Genomic DNA, 17,586 nt, shown 5'->3' with positions numbered 1-17,586 from the left:
GTCACTGCGGGGCGGGCTGCTTCGCCCGCTGCGCGGCACTCCACAGCGAACCCGGGTTGATCCGACGCGGATGCCTCTCGAGCATCGCGCGGTACAACTCCTCGGCGGTCGTGGTGTCGGCGTCGAACTGGTTGAACTCGCGAAGGTAGGCCGCCGTCTCGGCGAGGATCCGGGGATCGTCGGGCCGGTCCGGATTCTTGTGGGCGGCCACCACAGCGGCCGGGTCGAGCTCACCGAGCCGGTCGAGCGTCTCGGCCCACTCCCGACGCGTCGCGGTGGTGCTCTCGGCCAGGTACGGGTGGGTGTCGTTGTACGCGACGTCGCCGGCCGCGATCAACCGGAGGGCCGGCACCCAGACGACTGTGCTTCCTGTCGTATCGGTGAAGCCCGTCTCGACGATGTCCAACCGCTGTCCTTCGAGTTCGAGGTGGTCGTCACCGAGCGGCTCCGGGACAGTCAGCCGGTCCGGGATCTGCCCCGGGAACAGGCGCTGCCAGAACGAGGTCAGCATGTCCGGCGTCACCTGGGCCTCGGCCCCCGCCACCGTCGCGTCGGTGCCCACCGCGCGTACACCGGGAAACGCCTGCGCGATCTGGCCCAGGCCGAAGAAGTGGTCGCCGTGGCCGTGGGTGACGTAGACGTGGGTCAGCCGGCGCCCGAACGACCGGACCCAGTCAATCAACTGCTGGTTCTGCTCCGTTGTGACGAAGGTGTCGATCAGCACCGCGTCCTGCTCACCCATCACGAGGGTCGCGGCGTTGCTGACCCAGAAGAGGTCCTCCGGGCCGTACGGCAGGTCCCGCGTCAGACCCGGCCGGCGTATGTGATGAACGGCGTACTGCATGAGGATCCTCCAGGGATGATGGTGTGGTTCAGGTGGTCTGGGGTGCGAGCCGTGCCACGGCGTCCTCGGTGATCCGAGTGGTGTCCCGGGTCGGATCGTCGTTGGGGTTCATCAGGTTCTGCCTTCCGCTGTCGGATGTGCGTCCGGTCCGGATGCGGTTGGGCGCCGACTGGTTCGAGGAGTCGACTTGACTGCGAGGTGCTTCACACCGCGCGCGGCCGTCCTGTCGGCGGGACATCGCGGCGGTGGAGTGCGGTCCGCGACCCTCGTGGGCCGGAGAGTCGAAGACGCTGTCGGCTCGGACCTCGCCTGTTCGGCCAACTCGGCCAACTCGGCGAGTTCAGCGTAGATCCGGGTCAGCCGACCGCGCGGGGTGTTGCGAATCCGGTAATTATCTAATGGTGAATGACCATTACGTTCTATCGCCCGAGACCGACCCTGTAAAGGTCTTTGTTATCTAGGTCATTTCAGAGGGGGTAGTCTTCTGCGGATGGCCACGAACCAGAGTCCGAATCCGGAACCGGCCGACCCGCGGATCCCCGCGTCGGCAGCCGCGGTCGTCGACCTGCTCAACTCCCGGCCACACGCCACACCGGCCCTGCCGGACACCCTTGACGACCCCGGGCGGGCGGGCGAGATCCTCAGCCCGTTCGACCCCGCCGGGCACCGCGTCCCGGCCCCCGAGCGGATCGAGCGGGTCCGCGCTGTCCGTGATCATCTCGTGGCCGTGCTGGCGGCTGGCACACCGGCACAAACCGCCCAGGCGTGGGCGCTACTGACCGAGGACGGGAGCGAACTCACCTTCCAGCAGACCTTCACGGCTGCCGGACCACAGCTTCAGCAGGTGGCCGGCGATCCCGTCGTCGGCCGGATCGTGCTCGCCGTCGCCGACCTCGTCACGGGGGACACCTGGTCGCGGCTGCGCATCTGCGGTAACGAGAGGTGTGCCCACGTCTTCTACGACACGACCCGCAGCCGCACCCAGCGCTGGCACTCCTACGAGGTGTGCGGCAACCGCACGAACGTCGCCGCCTACCGCGCCCGCGCCCGCAGCGGCCGTGCCAGCGACGGGTAGGTCGGCGCCGCCGCCGCGCCGGGCGGGCTAGCCGAAGCGGTCCGCCAGTTTCGTCAGCTTGCTGACGTACGCCGGCCAGTCGTAGCCGTCGGGGACACCGGCGCTGTCCGGCCGCCGGCCGATCACCGCGTCGTGCTGCTCGCGCATCACGTCCATGTGACCGGCGTGCCGGGCGAGGTCGCACGTCACGTGGATGATGATCTGGTGCAGCGTGGTGGCCTGCCTGCCGGGCTGCCACCAGGGCACCTGCCCCGGCGCGTCGAGCGGAAGTTGGTCGATCGTCTGGTCGGCGAACATCCCAACCCGGCGATACAGGTCGATGAGCCCGTCCTTCGTCTCGTCCTCGCGGGCGTACCAGTCCGCCTGCGGGTCCTCGTCGAAGGCGTGTATCGGCACGAGATCCTCGGGCGTCGGGAACTCGCGCCCGAAGGTGAGCCCGAAGTAGCTCGCTTCGACGTTGAGGCAGTGCTTGAGGGCACCGAGCAGGTTGTTGCCGGTCGCGGTACGCGGGAGCCGGGCATCGCGTTCGCTCAGCCCTTCCAGCTTCCAGATCAGGGCCCCGCGTATCTCCTTGAGGTAGTGGTGCAGCGCAGCCTTCACATCGCCCGGGTCAGACATGCCGGCCAGTCTCCCGGATCAAAGGCCAGGCCGCTGACCCGTGACCGAGTCGTAAATGCGTTGGTGGCGTGCCGGGGCGATACCTACCATCCGGTGATGCGTTCGCACCTACTGGCAGTCACCGTCGAGTCCGCCGATCCGGTTGCTGCGGCGCGGTTCTGGGCCGCTCTGCTGAATCGGGACGCCGTCGAGGACGCCGGCGGCGTGCTCCTGCCCGGCGACGACACCCAGCTCGGCCTCCGGTTCGTGCCGGGCCGCCCGGGCCAACTCGGCGCGAACCGCATGCACCTGCACCTGACCAGCGCCGATGTCGACGAGCAACAGCACACGATCGCGACGGCGCTGAAGCTGGGTGCCGACCACCTCGACGTCGGGCAGCTGCCCGAGGAGGGGCACGCGGTTCTGGCCGATCCGGCGGGTTACGCGTTCTGCGTGATCGAGCCCGGCAACTCCTACCTCGCCGGCACCGGCTTCCTCGGTGAGCTGACCTGCGAGGGCACCCGGGACGTGGGCCTGTTCTGGAGCAGGGCGCTGGGTTGGCCGCTGGTGTGGGACCAGGACGAGGAGACGGCGATCCAGTCACCGCGCGGCGGCACCAAGATCGCCTGGGGTGGCCCGCCCGTGGCGCCGAAGAACGAGCCGAACCGGCAACGCCTCGAACTCGTCCCGACCGCCGACGACCAACAGGCCGCGGTCGACGAGTTGGTTTCCCTCGGTGCCACTCGACTCGACGTCGCCGAGGACGGCGCGGTCGTGCTGGCGGATCCGGACGGCAACGAGTTCCGCGTGCGGGGTGCCGGTCACCGCGCTGCGTGACAACGCGTCCGGCTCAGCTGTTTCCCGCGACCGCCGCGAAGGCGGTGTGCGGGCGCTGGTCGCCCTTCCTGGGCCGTCGGAGGCGTTCGACCTCAACGAAACCGGCCCGGGTGAGTCGTTCGGAGATCTCGTCGACCGGCCAGCGGTAGGCGGTCACGACCTTGTGGTCGAAGGGGCCGACCTCGTCGTGGTCGAACATGCCGAGCACCAGCGGTCCGCCCGGGGTCAACGCCCGCCGGAACTCGACGAGCACCCCGTCGAGTTCCTCGGGCGGCAGGTGGATCAACGAGTACCAGGCGAGGATGCCGTCGACCGAGCCGGTGACGACGTCGAGGCTCTCCAGCGATCCGCTGTGGAACTCGACGTCCGGGTGGGCCGCCCGCGCGTGGGCGAGGAACTCGGGGACGAGGTCGATCCCCGTCGCGTCGACGCCCAGCGACCGGAGGTAGCCGGTGAGATGGCCGGGGCCGCAGCCCAGGTCGAGCACCCGGCCCGTCCGGCCCGCCAGGTGTCGCCTGATGAAGGCGAGGTCGTCGGGGTCCACCTGCTCGCGCGTGCCGAACAGCCCGATGTACAGATCCGCGACGGACGCGTACGCCTGCCGGACCTTGTCCCTGTCCACCCCGGCACTATACGAGTCCCGCACCGTCTGCTCGGTGCGCCGGGGCCGGCCGGGACGCGGGCACCACGCCGGCGACCCGTTTGCGGGACGCGCGCGTCGGGCAGAGAAACACCATGACGAATGGACGGGGCAAAGCAGTCGGCGGTTACTTCCTGCGACTTCTCGGCGGAGTGCTGGTCATCCTCGGCATTCTGGGGTTCTTCAGCAGTCTGGCGCAGGGCAATCCGGTCGGGTTGATCCTCGCCGTCATCTTCGTCGCCGGCGGAGCGGTCATGCTCAAGCGCTCCGGCGGGGCACGCCGACCGGCCTCCACGACACCGGGTATGCGCTGACACAAGGCGGGGAGGATCGTCATGCCGGGACGCACCCAGGTTCTGTTGATCCAGGGCGGCGGCACCGGCGTGCACGACGAGTGGGACGACAAGCTGTTCGACAGCTTGAGTCGGGAACTCGGCGACGCCTACGAGGTCCGCTACCCGCGTATGCCCGAGGAAGCCGACCCCGGTTACGCCTCCTGGAGCGTGGCCATCCGGCGGGAGATCGCTTCCCTGGACGACGGGGCGATCGTGGTGGGCCACTCGGTGGGCGGGACGATCCTCGTCAACACGCTCGCCGAGCGGCCGCCGGAGCGGCAGCTCGGGGCGATCGTGCTGGTCGCCGCCCCCTTCGTCGGCGCGGGCGGCTGGGACGCGGGTGAGTTCGAGGTGCCGTACGACCTCGGTGCCAGGCTGCCGCGCGACGTGCCGGTGCACGTGTTCCACGGCCTCCGGGACGAGACCGCCCCACCGTCGCACGCCGACCTGTACGCCGGCGTCATCCCGCAGGCGCGGCTGCATCGGCTGCCCGGCCGCGATCACCAGTTGAACAACGACCTGGGCGAGGTGGCGCGGGTCGTCGAGGGTGCCGCCCACGGGTCTGCTGAGCAGCCTCGTCGCTGACGGCGGCCAACCTGCACCCGGCCCGCCCGGGCCGACAATTGGCGAGCTCGCTGTGGATATGCTCGTCCGCGAAGCCTGGCGCGTCCCCGTTCCGGGGCAGGATGTGATTCGAGGGCGGTCCATGAACATCGGCGAGATCGCCCGCCGGGCGGGGGTGTCCCGCAGCACCGTGTCGTACGTGCTGAGCGGGAAACGGGCCGTGTCGGAGGCGACCCGGCAGCGAATCCAGGCCGTCATCGACGAGCTGGACTACCGGCCGAACGCCAGCGCCCGTGCGTTGAAGGAGGGGCGCACCCGCACCCTCGGCCTGGTCATCCCGCCGGCGAGCCAGCGGCTGACCGACATGCAGTTGGGTTTCGTGGCCAGTGTCGTCGAGGCGGCAGCCCGCCACGACCTCGATGTGCTGCTGTCCCCGTCCGGCGGCGACCACGACAGGTCGTTCGAGCGGATCGTCACCGGGCGTCGGGTCGACGGGGTGATCCTGATGGAGATCCGACTGGAGGACGACCGGGTGACCCGGCTGTCCAAGGCCGGGCTGCCGTTCGTCACGATCGGTCGGACGGCCGAGCCGCACGGCATGAGCTGGATCGACATCGACTACGCTGGCCTGATCGCCCGGTGCGTGCACCACCTGGCCGACCTGGGGCACCGGCAGGTGGCACTCGTGAACCGCTCCGCCGAGTTGGTGGCCGCGGGGTACGGCCCCAGCCACCGCGCGCTGGCCGGTTTCCGGGCGGCTGCGGCGGAGCGCGGCCTGGTCGGCGTGGAGGTCTGCTGCGGCGACGACACCGCCTCCGGCGAGGCGTGCGTGGAACAGTTGCTCGCGACGCATCCGGACGTTACCGCTGTGGCGACGATCAACGAGGCCGCCCTGCCCGGGATGCAGCGGGCGTTGACCAGCGCCGGGATGTCGGTGCCGGGTGACTTCTCCGTCACCGGGGTCGCCGCCCAGCACTGGGCGGAGGATTTCCGCCCCCCGTTGACCGCCGCCGACGTGCCGATGGTCGAGATGGGTGCCGAGGCGGTGTCGCTGCTGTTGGAGACCATCGCCGAGCGCGGTGCCGTGCCACGGCACCGCCTCTACACTCCGCCCATCTCGTTGCGGTCCAGCACCGGCCCGGTTCCGGCGCGCTGACTACCCGCCGGTGCCACGCCGTTGCTCCTGGGCGGCCGCCAGGATGAGGTAGCTGCTGGCCGTCCAGGTGTACGCGCGGTCCCGGAGCCCGGCGCCGGTCTCGGCGTCGAAGTTCTCCGCGAACCCGGACTTCTCGCACAGGGCGAGGAACCGTCGACTGATCTCGTCGGCGATCCTGGTCTGCCCGGCCCGCCGCAGGCCGTCCTCGACCAGGACTGTGGAGGGTGCCCAGATCGGGCCACGCCAGTAGCCGTCGGCAAGGTAGTGGGCCGAGTCGGTTGGTTCGGTGGCCAGTCCGTGCGTGGTCAGGTGTGTTTCGGCGCCTCGCGCCAGGGCGGCGGCGACCGGCGCGGGCAGGTCGGCGCCGAGTGCGATGGGCATCAGGTCGAGCAGGCTGCGGCTCGCCCGCCGCTGACCGGTGTGCGGGCTGCGGGCCAGGAACCGTTCGCCGTCCCACAGGTCGTGCAACATCGTCGCGCAGATCCGGTCGGCCTCCCCGGACCACTGCTCGGCGGGCTCGCCCAGTTCGACCGCGAGGTCGGCCAGGCAACGGAGCTGGGACACCAGGAACGCGGCGAGGTCGGCCGTCTGGAGGACCCGGTCGCCGTCGAAGGTGGTCGCGTTGTCCCAGCCGCTGTCGTTGCCGTGCTGGTAGTGGGGCAGGTCCTGACCGGGCGCTCGACGCGCGTCGAGCCAGAACCGGGTCCAGCGGGCCAGCCGGTCGTACGTCTGGGCCAGCGCCGTCCGGTCCGGCGGCTGGGGAAGGAGTCGACGCAGGTGTCGCAGCGCCCAGCCGTGGATGGGGGGCTTGACGTAGTTGTGCAGGACCTCGGAGTGGGTGACCGAGTCGGGTAGTGCGCCGGCCTCGTCCTGGTGGTCGAAGGGCAGGTGGAACTGGTGCCAGGCCAGTTCCGGTTCGCCGGCGGCCAGGGCGATCGCGTTGAAGCAGTGGTCCCAGCTCCACACCTTGTCCATCCAGTGCTTGGACATGAGGACGGCCGGGCGGGTGACGAAGCCTGCCGGGGCCACGGTCGCCGACCACAGGACGTACGCGGCCAGTTCGGCGGCCGGCGTGTCCGGGCCACGCCACGGGGCGATCGCGTCGACGAACGCGGTGAACTCCGCCGTCCGGTCGCGGCACAACTGCGCGAACGGCACGGACCCGTCGTACCGGCGGCGGGCTGTCGCGTACTCCTCGATCGCGATTTCCCACTGTCCGTCGGCGGGGAGGTCCAGGGACCGGTCGGCGGTGCCGAGCGCCTCCACGCCGTCGGTCCGCGCGAGGGTGCCGGAGAGCACCGTGACCCGGTAGCGGCGACCGGTCTCGTACGAGGTGAACACGTGTGACCCGTCGACCGGGTCGAGGTACAGATAGGTGCCGCTGAACGGGGTCAGGGTGCCGGCTGCCGCGGCCACCCGCAGACCGAGCCGTCGGCCCCGGATCCGCAGGGTGTCCGGCCCGTCGTAGACGGCCTCGATCCGGTCGGCGCCGTTGCGCCAGGTCAGCAGCGTGGGTGTGGCGACGATGGTGGTGTCGGCGACGGTGGGGGCGAGACGCAGGACGGGGTGCAGGCCGGTCTGGTGTGAGACCAGGTGCAGATCGTCGGCGTACGTCTTCTCGGCTACCACCGGGGAGATGTTGAACCAGGATCCTCGGTAGCTGAACGGGATGTCCTGGATGGGGAACTCCGGACCGGACGGGGCGACGGTCATGGGTGGCGGGTGCCTTTCTGTGGTGCGGGTGGTCAGTCCTTGACGGCGCCGGCGGTCACGCCCATCGAGACGTAGCGCTGGGCCAGGACCAGCAGCACGGCGGCGGGGATGGAGGCGACGACAGCGGTGGCCATGATGGCGTTCCACTGTTGGTTGTTGTTGCCGATGTAGTGGTAGATGCCGAGGGTGATCGGCTGGTGGTCGCCGCCGCCGGTGAGGGTCGAGGCGAAGATGAAGTCGGACCAGGACCACAGGAACGCGAACAGCGACACCGTGACGATCGAGTTGCGGCTGACCGGCAGGACGACGGACCAGAAGGTTCGTAGCCGGCTGGCGCCGTCGACCACCGCGGCCTGGAGCAACTCGTCGGGGATGCCGGACATGAAGGCCGTGAAGATCAGGACGGCGAACGGCACCGCGAGTGTCGTGTCGGCCAGGATCAGGCCGGGCAGTGTGTTCAGGACGCCGAGGCTGAGGTAGATGGCGTAGAAGCCCATCGCCATGATGATTCCCGGGATCATCTGGGCGATCAGCAGCACGAAGCTCAGCGCCGGGCCGCCGGGTGGTCGGAGCTTCGCCAGCGCGTATCCGGCGGGGGCGGCCAGCGCCACGGTCAGCGCGACGGTGCCGAGGCCGACGAGAAAGCTGGTGCCGAGGTAGGGCAGCTGTTGGTCGAGCACCGCTCGGTAGCCGTCCAGGGTGCCGTTGGTGGGGATCAGGTGCGGGGGACTGGCCCGCATGTCCTGGTCCCGCGTGAACGACACGTTGATCATCCAGTAGACGGGGAAGAGCATCAGCCCGGTCAGCACCAGACCGACTCCGGTCTTCCACCAGGCGCGCGGCGTGGAGGTGGTCATCGTAGGTGCTGCCTTCGCTCGATGCGGATGTAGACGAGCCCGGCGATCAGGGCCATCACGATGAGCAGGTTGCCGACGGCCGCGCCCGGCCCGAACTCGGGCAGCAGGTTGCCGAAGCCGAGCCGGTACGACCAGGTGGCGAGCGTCGCGGACGAGCCGGTCGGTCCGCCCTTGGTCATGATCCAGATGATGTCGAAGACCTTCAGGGTGTAGATCAACCCGAGCAGCAGCGTGATCGCGGAGACGGGGCGCAGCAACGGAAACGTGATCGACCAGAACCGTTGCCACCCTGTCGCGCCGTCGAGGGCGGACGCCTCGTACACCTCGGCCGGGATCGCCTGTAGGCCGCTGTAGAGCACCACCAGGTTGAACGGGATGCCGATCCAGATGTTCGCGATGATCACCGAGGTCAGCGACCAGCCCGGCGAGGTGAGCCAGTTGACCGGGTCGACGCCCACCACTGCTAGCGCGGAGTTGACCAGGCCCGAGTCGCTGTTGAGCAGCCACGACCAGGTCGACGCCGAAACGATCAACGGCAGCAGCCACGGTACGAGGAACAGCGCGCGCAGTGTGCGCGACAGCGGGAAGTGCTGGTGGAAGAAGAGCGCGAGGGCCATGCCGATGGTGAACTGGAAGGCGAGCGACGCGCCGGTGAAGATCACTGTGTGCGTCAGCGTCGGCACGAAGGCCGGATCGGTCAGCACCGTCCGGTAGTTGTCCAGACCGGCGAAGGGCGCACCGCCCTGCACGAACGAGCGGACGGTGTACTCCCGCAGGCTCAACTCGATGTTGCGGTAGAGCGGGTACGCGTAGAAGGCCGCCAGGTAGAGGGTCACGGGTGCGAGGAAGCCCCAGGCCAGCCACCGGCGTGGCCGGCGAACTCGGGGCGGGGGAGACCCGGGCGGTGCGGCGGTCGCCGCCTCACCCGGGCCCCGTACGTCGGTGGAGGTCTCTGTCGTGGGGACCATGCTGTCGCTTCGGCGCCTTACCGGTTCGCGGCGGCGGCCTGCGCTGCGGCCAGCGCCTCCTGGGGGGACTTCCCGCCACTGAGGGCGGCCTGCACCGCGGTCCACAGTGACTCGGAGATCTTCGGGTACTTCGTGCCGAGGTTGTCGCCGGTGCGGCCCTTGGCGGCCCGGACCGCCTCGACCCAGACCTTGAGCTTGGGGTCCGCGGTCGCCTGCCGGTCCTGGACGGCGGCGACGGGTGCGACGTAGGAGAGCGTGGTATCGGTGGTGAGAAGGTTGTCGGCACTGGTCAGGCAGGTCACGAGCTTCTGCGACGTGTCGTACCGTCCGGTGTTCTTCTGCACCGGGATGGAGACGAACTCACCGCCGGTGGGCGCCGGGGCGGGCCCGCCCGAGCTGGCCGGGATCGCGATGGTGCCGTACGCGAAGCCGAGCTTCTCCGCGTTCGCCAGCTGCCAGGTGCCGTTCTCGGCGAAGGCGTAGTCGCCGGTGGCGAACTCCTGCCAACTCGTCGTCTGGGTGTTGTTGATGACCGAGTTCGGAGCGTGGCCCTGCTTGAGCCAGTCCGTCCAGAGGGTCAGCGCGGCCACCGCCTGCGGGGAGTCCAGACCGGTCAGTTGGGCACCGGAGCCCCAGAACCAGGGCAGGAACTGGAAGCTGCCCTCCTCGGTGCCGATCGCGGAGAAGGTGATGCCCTTCTTCCCCTTGGCCTTGACCTTGCCCAGCGCCTCGTTCAGCGACGTCCAGTCCTTGACGGCGGTGGGGTCGACACCGGCGGCGGTGAGTACGTCCTTGTTGTAGTAGAGGGCGAGGGTGTTCGCGCCGATCGGCACCCCGTACGTCTTGCCCTCGCTCTGTCCCGCGCCGAGCAGGTTCTTCTCCATGGCCGACACGTCCAGCTTGTTGTCGTCGGTGGTGGTGAGCGCGCCGGCCTCGGCCAGTGTCGAGATGACCGGGTTGTCGACGATCAGCACGTCCGGCGAGTTGCCCTGCTGGGCGGCGAGCAGCGCCTTGTTGGTCAGGTCGGTGGTGTCGTAGCCGGTCCGCTCGACAGTCACGCCCGCCGAGGTGCCGCACTTCTTGAGCAGCGCGACCCACTCGGAGTCGTCGGCGAACTGTGGATAGGGGTCCCAGACGAGGTAGGCGCCGCCGTCGGCGGACTTGTCCGAGGATGACGAGCAGGCGCTGCCGGCCGCTGCGACGAGGGCTATCACGGCGACGGCGGCCAGGCGCCGCCGACGACTGAGTCCGGTCATGTGGTGCCTCACTTCGAGTCGATCGTCAGGGGTGGGGTGGTGTGACAGTCGCGGGCCGAGCGGAGCCCGGCCATGAGGCGAATCGATTCGACGAATCGGTTCGCACGAAGATAAGACGGTCCGGATCCGGTGGTCAAGAGACTGGCGGCCGAGCGCGGAAACATGGTCTTCATGCGGCTGTCAATTCATTGACACGGTTCAGTGCCCGGTCCTACGATCCGTGCGAATCGATTCGCAAGTGCTGCCCTCCGGAGAGCGTCCCCCACGCCCCACCAAGGAGCCGCCCGTGAAAACCCCGTCCCGTGGCAGGTCAGGACGAGCCGGTGCGATCGTCGCCCGACTCGTGGTCGGCCTGCTCGCCGCCACGACCGCCGTCGCCGTCGCCCCGTCCCCTGCCCAGGCCGCCGACGAGTCGATCAGTGTCAACTTCTCCTCGACCAGCGGTGCGCCGACCTACCGCGCCTCCGGCTGGATCTACGGCATGACCGAGAACGCCAGCGGTCCGGCCGACCACTTCTACCGGGACGTCAAGTTCCAGTACATGCGTGCCGGCGGCGCGCAGCTTCCGGGGAGCGGTTGGGTCGGCGGGACCTACGACCGCCGCTGGAACTCCACACTCGCCCAGGCGCGTCGCACCAACGCCCTCGGCGGGCAGTTCATCATCCTGCCGCACGACCTGTGGGGTGCCGACGGCGCCGGGATCTCCCGCTTCCCCGGCGACAACGGCAACTGGACCGACTACGACAACTTCCTCACCCGCCTGATCGGCGACGTCCGGGCGTCCGGGCTGTCGGTGCAGTGGGACATCTGGAACGAACCCAACATCACCATCTTCTGGAACCGCCCGATCTCCCAGTACCTCGAACTGTGGCGCCGCACCTACCAGCGCATCCGGGCGGAGTTCCCCAGCCAGCTCATCGTCGGGCCGAGCTGTGCCTGCGTACCGTCGACCAACCACGCCTTCTGGAACCAGTACCTGGACTTCGTCCGCTCGACCAACACGGTGCCGGACATCGTCAGCTGGCACTCACTGCCGGGCGACCCGGTCGCCAACGTCGCGGCGGCCAACGCCACCCTCGACCCGCGCGGCATCGCCCACCCGCGTCCGTACCAGATCAACGAGTACGGTGCCCCCGACGAGCAGAACCCGGCCGACGGCGCCTGGTACATCGCTCGTCTCGAACGGGCCCGGGCGGACGGCCTGCGGGCGAACTGGGCCAGCGGGGGCAGCCTGCACAACGACCTCGGCAACCTGTTGATCCGCAACTCGGCCGGTCAGCACCAGCCCAAGGGTGAGTGGTGGAACTACCGCTTCTACGCCTCCCAGACCGGACAGATCGTCGGGGTGACCCCGAGCCAGTCGTTCGACGCGTACGCCACGAAGGATTCCGGCTCGGCGAAGGTCCTGGTCGGTGGTGGTCGGACCACCGGGAACCTGACCGTCAACCTGCAACGCCTGGACACGACCAGCGGCATCGTGCAGAACAACCAGGTCCGGGTGCTCACCCAGCGCATCCCGCACAACAACGGCGGCGCCGTGCAGGGGCCGGTCACGGTCTCGAACAGCGTGGTGAACGTGTCCAACAACAACGCCACGGTGACTCTGCCGTACTCCAACCAGACCGACACCTACACGCTCACGGTGCTGCCTCCCTCGGAGGCTGGCTTCCAGTCGGTGGCCGTGGCGCAGCACTCCCAGCAGTGCCTGAACAACGTCGGCCTGAGCACGGCCGACGGCAACGTCCAGCAGCAGAACTACTGCGACGGCGGTGACCAGCAGCTCTGGAACTTCCGGCCGGTCGCCGGGGTGGCCAACACGTACACGGTGGTCAACCAGCAGAGCGGGAAGTGCCTCGACGTCAGCGGCGTGTCCACCGCCGACGGCGCGGCCGTGCACCAGTGGACCTGCCTGAACAGCTCCAACCAGCAGTTCGCGCTGCGCAAGGTGACCTACTCGGGTAACGACTCGCACGACTACCAACTCGTCGCCCGGCACAGTGGCAAGTGCGTGGATGTCAACGCGGTCTCCACGGCGGCCGGCGCGCTGGTCCACCAGTGGACCTGCCGAGCGGTCAGTCAGGGCAGCCCGTTGAACCAGACGTGGCGACTCCTGGGGCGGTAGCTGTCTCGGGAGAGGTGATGCGCTGGCCGCTCGTCGGGTGGTCAGCGCATCTCCCACCCACCGCATTCATTGACATGAATAAAACAAAGATCCTACCATTCGTTGCGAATCGATTCGCCGACACCACCCTCGCCCGTGGCGCGTCGACCATCCGCACCTCCGCGACTCCGAGGAGTACCTCGTGCGAACCCCGTCCCCCGGAGGGCCAGGAACGGCCCTCGATCCCATCCCGAGACGCCGCCGCGTGCGACGTCTGACAGTTCTGGCCGTTGCCCTGGTCGGCGTCCTCGTCGGCTACGGCACCACGCCAACCACCTCACCCTTCGCCGCCGAAGCCGCCGCAGCCGTGTCCGCGGCGATCGAGCCCGGGCAGAGCACCACGATCGTCGGCACCCAGTCCGGTCGCTGCCTGGAGGTGCCGAACTCCAGCACCACCAACGGCACCCAGACCCAACTCTGGGACTGCAACGGCAGCGCCGGCCAGACCTGGACCTGGACGTCGAGCAGACAGCTCACGGTGTACGGCAACAAGTGCCTGGACGCCAACGGTCGGGGCACCGCCAACGGCACGCAGGTGATCATCTGGGACTGCAACGGCCAGAACAACCAGCAGTGGAACGTCAACAGCAACGGCACCATCACCGGCGTGCAGTCCGGGCTCTGCCTAGACGCCAATGCCGCCGGCACGGCGAACGGGACCAAGCTCATCCTCTGGGGCTGCAACGGCGGCGCGAATCAGCAGTGGGCCTCGCCGAGCACTCCGCCGACGACCCCGCCGCCGACCACCCCGCCGCCGAGCGGCGCGCGCCCGTGCGACATCTACGCCTCCGGCGGCACGCCGTGCATCGCGGCGCACAGCACGACGCGGGCCCTCTACGCGGCGTACACCGGCAACCTCTACCAGGTGCGTCGCTCGTCGGACAACACGACCCGCAACATCGCGGTGTCCGGCGCCGGCGGCACCGCCGTCGCCGCGACGCAGGACTCCTTCTGCTCTGGCACGACCTGCGTGATCACCGTCGTCTTCGACCAGTCCGGGCGCGGTAACGACCTCTGGTACCAGGGCTCCAGCGTCGTGCCGGGCTCGCCGCAGAGCAAGCCGGCGATCGCCACGTCGGAGTCGCTGACCGTGGGTGGGGCGAAGGCGTACTCGCTCTACATCAACCCGGGCAACAGCTACTGGCGCGACGGGCACCTCACCGGAGTGCCGACCGGAGCCGCGCCCGAGGGCATGTACATGGTCACCAGCGGCACCCACGTCAACAGCGGCTGCTGCTTCGACTACGGCAACAGCGAGACGACCAGGAAGGCGGACGCCGCCGGCGCGATGGACGCCATCAACTTCAGCAAGCAGTGCTGGTTCGGCGGCTGCTCGGGCTCCGGCCCCTGGGTGCAGGCGGACCTGGAGTGGGGCCTGTTCCCGGGCGGCAGCCAGACGTGGAACCCGAACCAGCGTGCGTTCACCAGCAAGTTCGTCACCGCGACGCTGAAGAACAACGGCACCACCCGCTTCGCGATCAAGGGCAGCGACGCGCAGTCCGGCAGCCTGTACACGCTGTATGACGGCTCGCTCCCGCCGGGATACAGCCCGATGAAGAAGCAGGGCGCGATCATCCTGGGCAGTGGTGGTGACTGCTGCAAGCCCGACGGTGGCGCGAACCTGAGCGCCGGCACCTTCTACGAGGGGGCCATGGTCGCCGGCTACCCGTCCGACGCGACCGAGAACGCGGTGCAGGCCAGCGTGGTGGGCGCCGGTTACCGCTGACCCGGCGACGCCGGAACGAGTCGTGCGCCGGTCACCACGGAGGTGGTGACCGGCGCACGGTTTCGTCGACGTCGGCCCGGTCTCAGGCGACAGTGCAGGGCGCGCCGTTGAGGGCGAACGCGGACGGTCGGGCGTTGTTGCCGCTGTGGCTGGCCTGGAAACCAATGGTCACCGAGCCGTTGACGGGGATGCCCCCGTTGTAGGCGACGTTGCGGGCCGTCACCTGCCCGGAGTTGGGCGAGTAGGTGGCGTTCCAGCCCGAGGTGATGGTCTGCCCGCTGGGCAGGGTGAAGACCAGGGACCAGCCGTTGAGAGCGCTGGTGCCCGTGTTGGTGATGGTGATGTTCTCGGTCAGGCCGTTGTTCCAGGCGTTGACGGCGACGGTCACCCGGCACGCGCCGTTGGTCGGCGGCGGCGTGGTCGGTGGCGGCGTGGTCGGCGGCGGGGTGGTCGGTGGCGGGGTGGTCGGTGGCGGCGTCGTGGGGTTGGTCAGGCCGAAGAACTGCAGGGCGGCGGCGGCCATACCGCCGGACGGCAGGCTGTGCCCGGCGCCCTGGATGCTGTACGCCTCGACCTGGACGGTGCCGCTGGTGTCGGCGTACCGACGCCGGTTCCAGTTGGCCTGGGGTGTGTCGGTCGAGGTGGGTGTCTGGCTCAGGCCGAACACGTTCGTCCACTGCTCGATCGTCTCCTGCAACAGCGAGTACGGCACGAGGGTGTCGTTGGTGCCGTGCCAGAGCTGCACGCGTGGACGGGGTCCGGCGTAGCCGGGGTACGCCTGGCGCACCGCGTCGCCCCACTGTTGCGGTGTGCGGTTCATGTTCCCGCCGGTGCACTGGCTGCTGCCGGGCGGGTAGTCCGCCGCGTTGGCGAAGCAGTTGAACGGCACGCCCATGAACGCGGCGCCGGCCTTGAACACGTCGGGGTAGAGCGCCAGCATGTGGTTGGTCATCATGCCGCCGGACGAGCTGCCGGTGGCGTAGACCCGGTCCGGGTCGGCCGCGTACTGCTGCTGCACGTACCGGATCATGGAGATGATCGAGACCGGGTCACTGCCCCCGCCTCGCCGCTTCGCGGCGTCCGACCAGGTGTCGAAGCAGTTGCCGAAGCCGGCCTGCTGGGTGGCGGACGGGTAGATCACGATGTAGCCGTAGCGGTCGGCGAGGCTGGCGAACTCGCTCCCGGAGTAGAACCCGGGGCCGGATCCGCCGCAGCCGTGCATGGCCACCACCGTCGCCGGCTTGGCCGGGCGGTTGTCCGGCACGTAGACGTGCATACGCATCCGCCCCGGGTTGTCCCCGAAGCTGGTCACCTCGGTCAGCGACGCCGCGTACGCGGCTCGGAACGAGGGGACCACCAGGCCGGCCGTCACCAGTGGCACGGCGAGCGCGAGCAGCAGTTTTCTCTTGATTGTCAACGGACGACTCCTTCGATTGCCGGTGCGGCTGGGATTGGTGGCGCGATTCGGTGGCGGGTGCGCCCGGTGCCCGCCTGATCACGCCTGCCCGCTACCTGTGGTCTGCCCTGTCCCTGCCCGGCTCCGGGCGGCATTGCATGGCAATTAGTGTTCCCCTCGGGCCGACAAGTGTCAATCGAAGTCTTTCTATCGTCTGTCGATCCCGGGAGCCGGCAGCGCGGTGCTCCGTCTACAGTCGTCACACCGTCCCTGAAGAGCACGGAGCGCCTGTGGCAAGCCCGTTCGACATCGACGAGATCTATCCGGACGACGGAGATCACGAGCTCCGGCTGCCCCGGCGGCAGGCGGGCAACTCACCCCAGGGGGTCGCCGTGACCCTGCTGGCGGACTACACACTGCGGACCCGCGTCCCACTCCCGTCCGCCGCCATCGTGGCGTTGCTCGGGGAGACCGGCGTGACGACGGCCGGTGCGCGCACCGCGATCAGCCGGCTGGCCCGCCGCGGGGTGCTGGAGGGCAGTCGACTGGGACGCCGCAGCTCGTACCGGCTCAGCCGCGGCGCGGCCGCAAGCCTGTCCGCCGGAGCCCACTGGATCCTCACCTCCACCACCTCGACGGTGCCATGGGACGGGTGCTGGACGGTCGTCGCCTTCTCGCTGCCACAAGAGTTGAGCGGGCAGCGGCGGGCCCTGCGGGCCCAGCTGCGGTGGCTCGGCTACGCGCCGTTGTACGACGGGCTGTGGATCTCGCCGCGCGACCTGAACGCCCCGGCTCGTGCCCGTCTCGACCAGCTCACCCTCGGTGCCGTGACGGTCTTTCGCGGGCGGCAGACCCCCCTCGGGTCGGCCATCCACCGTCCCCCGATCGAAGCCTGGGACATCGAGGCGATCAGCCGGAGCTACGACGCGTTCCTCCGGCGCTGGACGCCGCTGCTGCCCGCTGTGGTGTCCGGGGAGGTCGACGGTGCCGCCGCGGTGCGGGCCCGTACCGAGGTCATGGACACCTTCCGGCGGTTCCCCGTACTCGATCCGCAGTTGCCGGTGGAACTCCTTCCCGAGGGGTGGCTCCGGCGGCCGGCGCAGGAGTTGTTCGCGGCCGTCTACGACGGCCTCGCCGCGCCGGCCGAGCGACACGTCCGGGCGGTCGTCGCCCGGTTCGCCGACGGCACGCAGCCCAGCATCCGGGCGCACACCACCGCCGACATGCTTGCCGGGGTACGCCTCGAGGCGAGCCTGGCGGAGCGGGGGCACGGCGGCGTCGCCGGCTGACGGCGGCCCGGTGGGCGCACGGCCGCCCGATCGCTGTGAGCGATAACAGAAGCACCCTCAGGCGTGTCTCGGTGGGCCGGTTCGTCCGGTGGTTTCGCGGCCGGTGACGGAGATCCCCGCAGGCGGTCGGTGGTGCGCGGGGCGAGGTGTTCCGGAGCGTCGGCGTGAACGG

At 69.6% G+C, this 17,586-nt stretch carries 16 protein-coding genes; 8 read left to right on the top strand and 8 right to left on the bottom strand.

The window, feature by feature from the left end; genetic code table 11:
* Position 1: 1 nt before the first annotated feature.
* Positions 2 to 844 (bottom strand): MBL fold metallo-hydrolase, encoded by an 843-nt coding sequence (locus O3438_RS13375; RefSeq protein ID WP_269680283.1) that lies wholly within the window; start codon positions 842 to 844, stop codon positions 2 to 4.
* A gap of 490 nt (positions 845 to 1,334) precedes the next feature.
* Between O3438_RS13375 and O3438_RS13370 the strand changes: the two genes are divergently transcribed.
* Positions 1,335 to 1,919 (top strand): CGNR zinc finger domain-containing protein, encoded by a 585-nt coding sequence (locus O3438_RS13370; protein WP_269680282.1) that lies wholly within the window; start codon positions 1,335 to 1,337, stop codon positions 1,917 to 1,919.
* A gap of 27 nt (positions 1,920 to 1,946) precedes the next feature.
* Here O3438_RS13370 and O3438_RS13365 read toward each other — a convergent pair whose 3' ends face one another.
* Positions 1,947 to 2,537, bottom strand: coding sequence for a DinB family protein (locus O3438_RS13365; protein WP_269680281.1), 591 nt, complete (start codon positions 2,535 to 2,537; stop codon positions 1,947 to 1,949).
* Positions 2,538 to 2,633: 96 nt separating this feature from the next.
* Here O3438_RS13365 and O3438_RS13360 point away from each other — a divergent pair, with 96 nt between their 5' ends.
* The gene (locus O3438_RS13360) at positions 2,634 to 3,353 is read left to right on the top strand and encodes a VOC family protein (RefSeq protein ID WP_269680280.1); all 720 of its coding nucleotides are present in this window, start codon (positions 2,634 to 2,636) and stop codon (positions 3,351 to 3,353) included.
* Positions 3,354 to 3,366: 13 nt separating this feature from the next.
* Here O3438_RS13360 and O3438_RS13355 read toward each other — a convergent pair whose 3' ends face one another.
* Complete coding sequence (locus tag O3438_RS13355) at positions 3,367 to 3,975, bottom strand: class I SAM-dependent DNA methyltransferase (protein WP_269680279.1); 609 nt, start codon at positions 3,973 to 3,975, stop codon at positions 3,367 to 3,369.
* A gap of 113 nt (positions 3,976 to 4,088) precedes the next feature.
* On the opposite strand from O3438_RS13355, the gene O3438_RS13350 reads away from it, so the two are divergent.
* The 3 genes from O3438_RS13350 (at position 4,089) to O3438_RS13340 (ending at position 6,048) form a co-directional block, all read left to right on the top strand.
* Complete coding sequence (locus O3438_RS13350) at positions 4,089 to 4,307, top strand: hypothetical protein (protein WP_269680278.1); 219 nt, start codon at positions 4,089 to 4,091, stop codon at positions 4,305 to 4,307.
* 21 nt (positions 4,308 to 4,328) lie between these two features.
* Positions 4,329 to 4,913 (top strand): alpha/beta fold hydrolase, encoded by a 585-nt coding sequence (locus O3438_RS13345; RefSeq protein ID WP_269680277.1) that lies wholly within the window; start codon positions 4,329 to 4,331, stop codon positions 4,911 to 4,913.
* A 121-nt stretch (positions 4,914 to 5,034) separates the two neighbouring features.
* A complete protein-coding gene (locus tag O3438_RS13340; protein ID WP_269680276.1) occupies positions 5,035 to 6,048 on the top strand; it encodes a LacI family DNA-binding transcriptional regulator in 1,014 nt (337 codons plus the stop codon).
* On the opposite strand, the gene O3438_RS13335 is transcribed toward O3438_RS13340, so the two are convergent.
* Genes O3438_RS13335 through O3438_RS13320 form a run of 4 tightly spaced genes read right to left on the bottom strand, consistent with a single transcriptional unit; the run spans position 6,049 to position 10,842 of the window.
* The gene (locus O3438_RS13335; protein WP_269680275.1) at positions 6,049 to 7,761 is read right to left on the bottom strand and encodes an amylo-alpha-1,6-glucosidase; all 1,713 of its coding nucleotides are present in this window, start codon (positions 7,759 to 7,761) and stop codon (positions 6,049 to 6,051) included.
* A gap of 32 nt (positions 7,762 to 7,793) precedes the next feature.
* A complete protein-coding gene (locus O3438_RS13330; protein ID WP_145784663.1) occupies positions 7,794 to 8,618 on the bottom strand; it encodes a carbohydrate ABC transporter permease in 825 nt (274 codons plus the stop codon).
* Complete coding sequence (locus O3438_RS13325; RefSeq protein WP_269680274.1) at positions 8,615 to 9,586, bottom strand: carbohydrate ABC transporter permease; 972 nt, start codon at positions 9,584 to 9,586, stop codon at positions 8,615 to 8,617. Before O3438_RS13325 ends, O3438_RS13330 begins: the two co-directional genes overlap by 4 nt.
* Positions 9,587 to 9,603: 17 nt before the next feature.
* Positions 9,604 to 10,842: a sugar ABC transporter substrate-binding protein gene (locus O3438_RS13320; protein WP_269680273.1), complete on the bottom strand. Its 1,239-nt coding sequence runs from the start codon at positions 10,840 to 10,842 to the stop codon at positions 9,604 to 9,606.
* A gap of 286 nt (positions 10,843 to 11,128) precedes the next feature.
* On the opposite strand from O3438_RS13320, the gene O3438_RS13315 reads away from it, so the two are divergent.
* Positions 11,129 to 12,964, top strand: a complete 1,836-nt coding sequence (locus tag O3438_RS13315) for an RICIN domain-containing protein (RefSeq protein WP_269680272.1) — start codon at positions 11,129 to 11,131, stop codon at positions 12,962 to 12,964.
* A 244-nt stretch (positions 12,965 to 13,208) separates the two neighbouring features.
* Complete coding sequence (locus O3438_RS13310; protein WP_269680271.1) at positions 13,209 to 14,729, top strand: arabinofuranosidase catalytic domain-containing protein; 1,521 nt, start codon at positions 13,209 to 13,211, stop codon at positions 14,727 to 14,729.
* An 82-nt stretch (positions 14,730 to 14,811) separates the two neighbouring features.
* Here the strand turns inward: O3438_RS13310 and O3438_RS13305 are convergent, their stop codons facing one another.
* Positions 14,812 to 16,146, bottom strand: a complete 1,335-nt coding sequence (locus O3438_RS13305; protein WP_269680270.1) for an extracellular catalytic domain type 1 short-chain-length polyhydroxyalkanoate depolymerase — start codon at positions 16,144 to 16,146, stop codon at positions 14,812 to 14,814.
* Positions 16,147 to 16,415: 269 nt separating this feature from the next.
* Between O3438_RS13305 and O3438_RS13300 the strand changes: the two genes are divergently transcribed.
* On the top strand, positions 16,416 to 17,414 hold the full coding sequence (locus O3438_RS13300) for a PaaX family transcriptional regulator (protein WP_269680269.1): 999 nt from the start codon (positions 16,416 to 16,418) through the stop codon (positions 17,412 to 17,414).
* Positions 17,415 to 17,586: the final 172 nt, after the last annotated feature.

Source organism: Micromonospora sp. WMMC250 (genome assembly GCF_027460215.1).
GTDB lineage: Bacteria > Actinomycetota > Actinomycetes > Mycobacteriales > Micromonosporaceae > Micromonospora > Micromonospora taraxaci.
The sequence above is the reverse complement of the archived record's forward strand: the minus strand, read 5'-3'. Positions and strand labels throughout refer to the sequence as shown.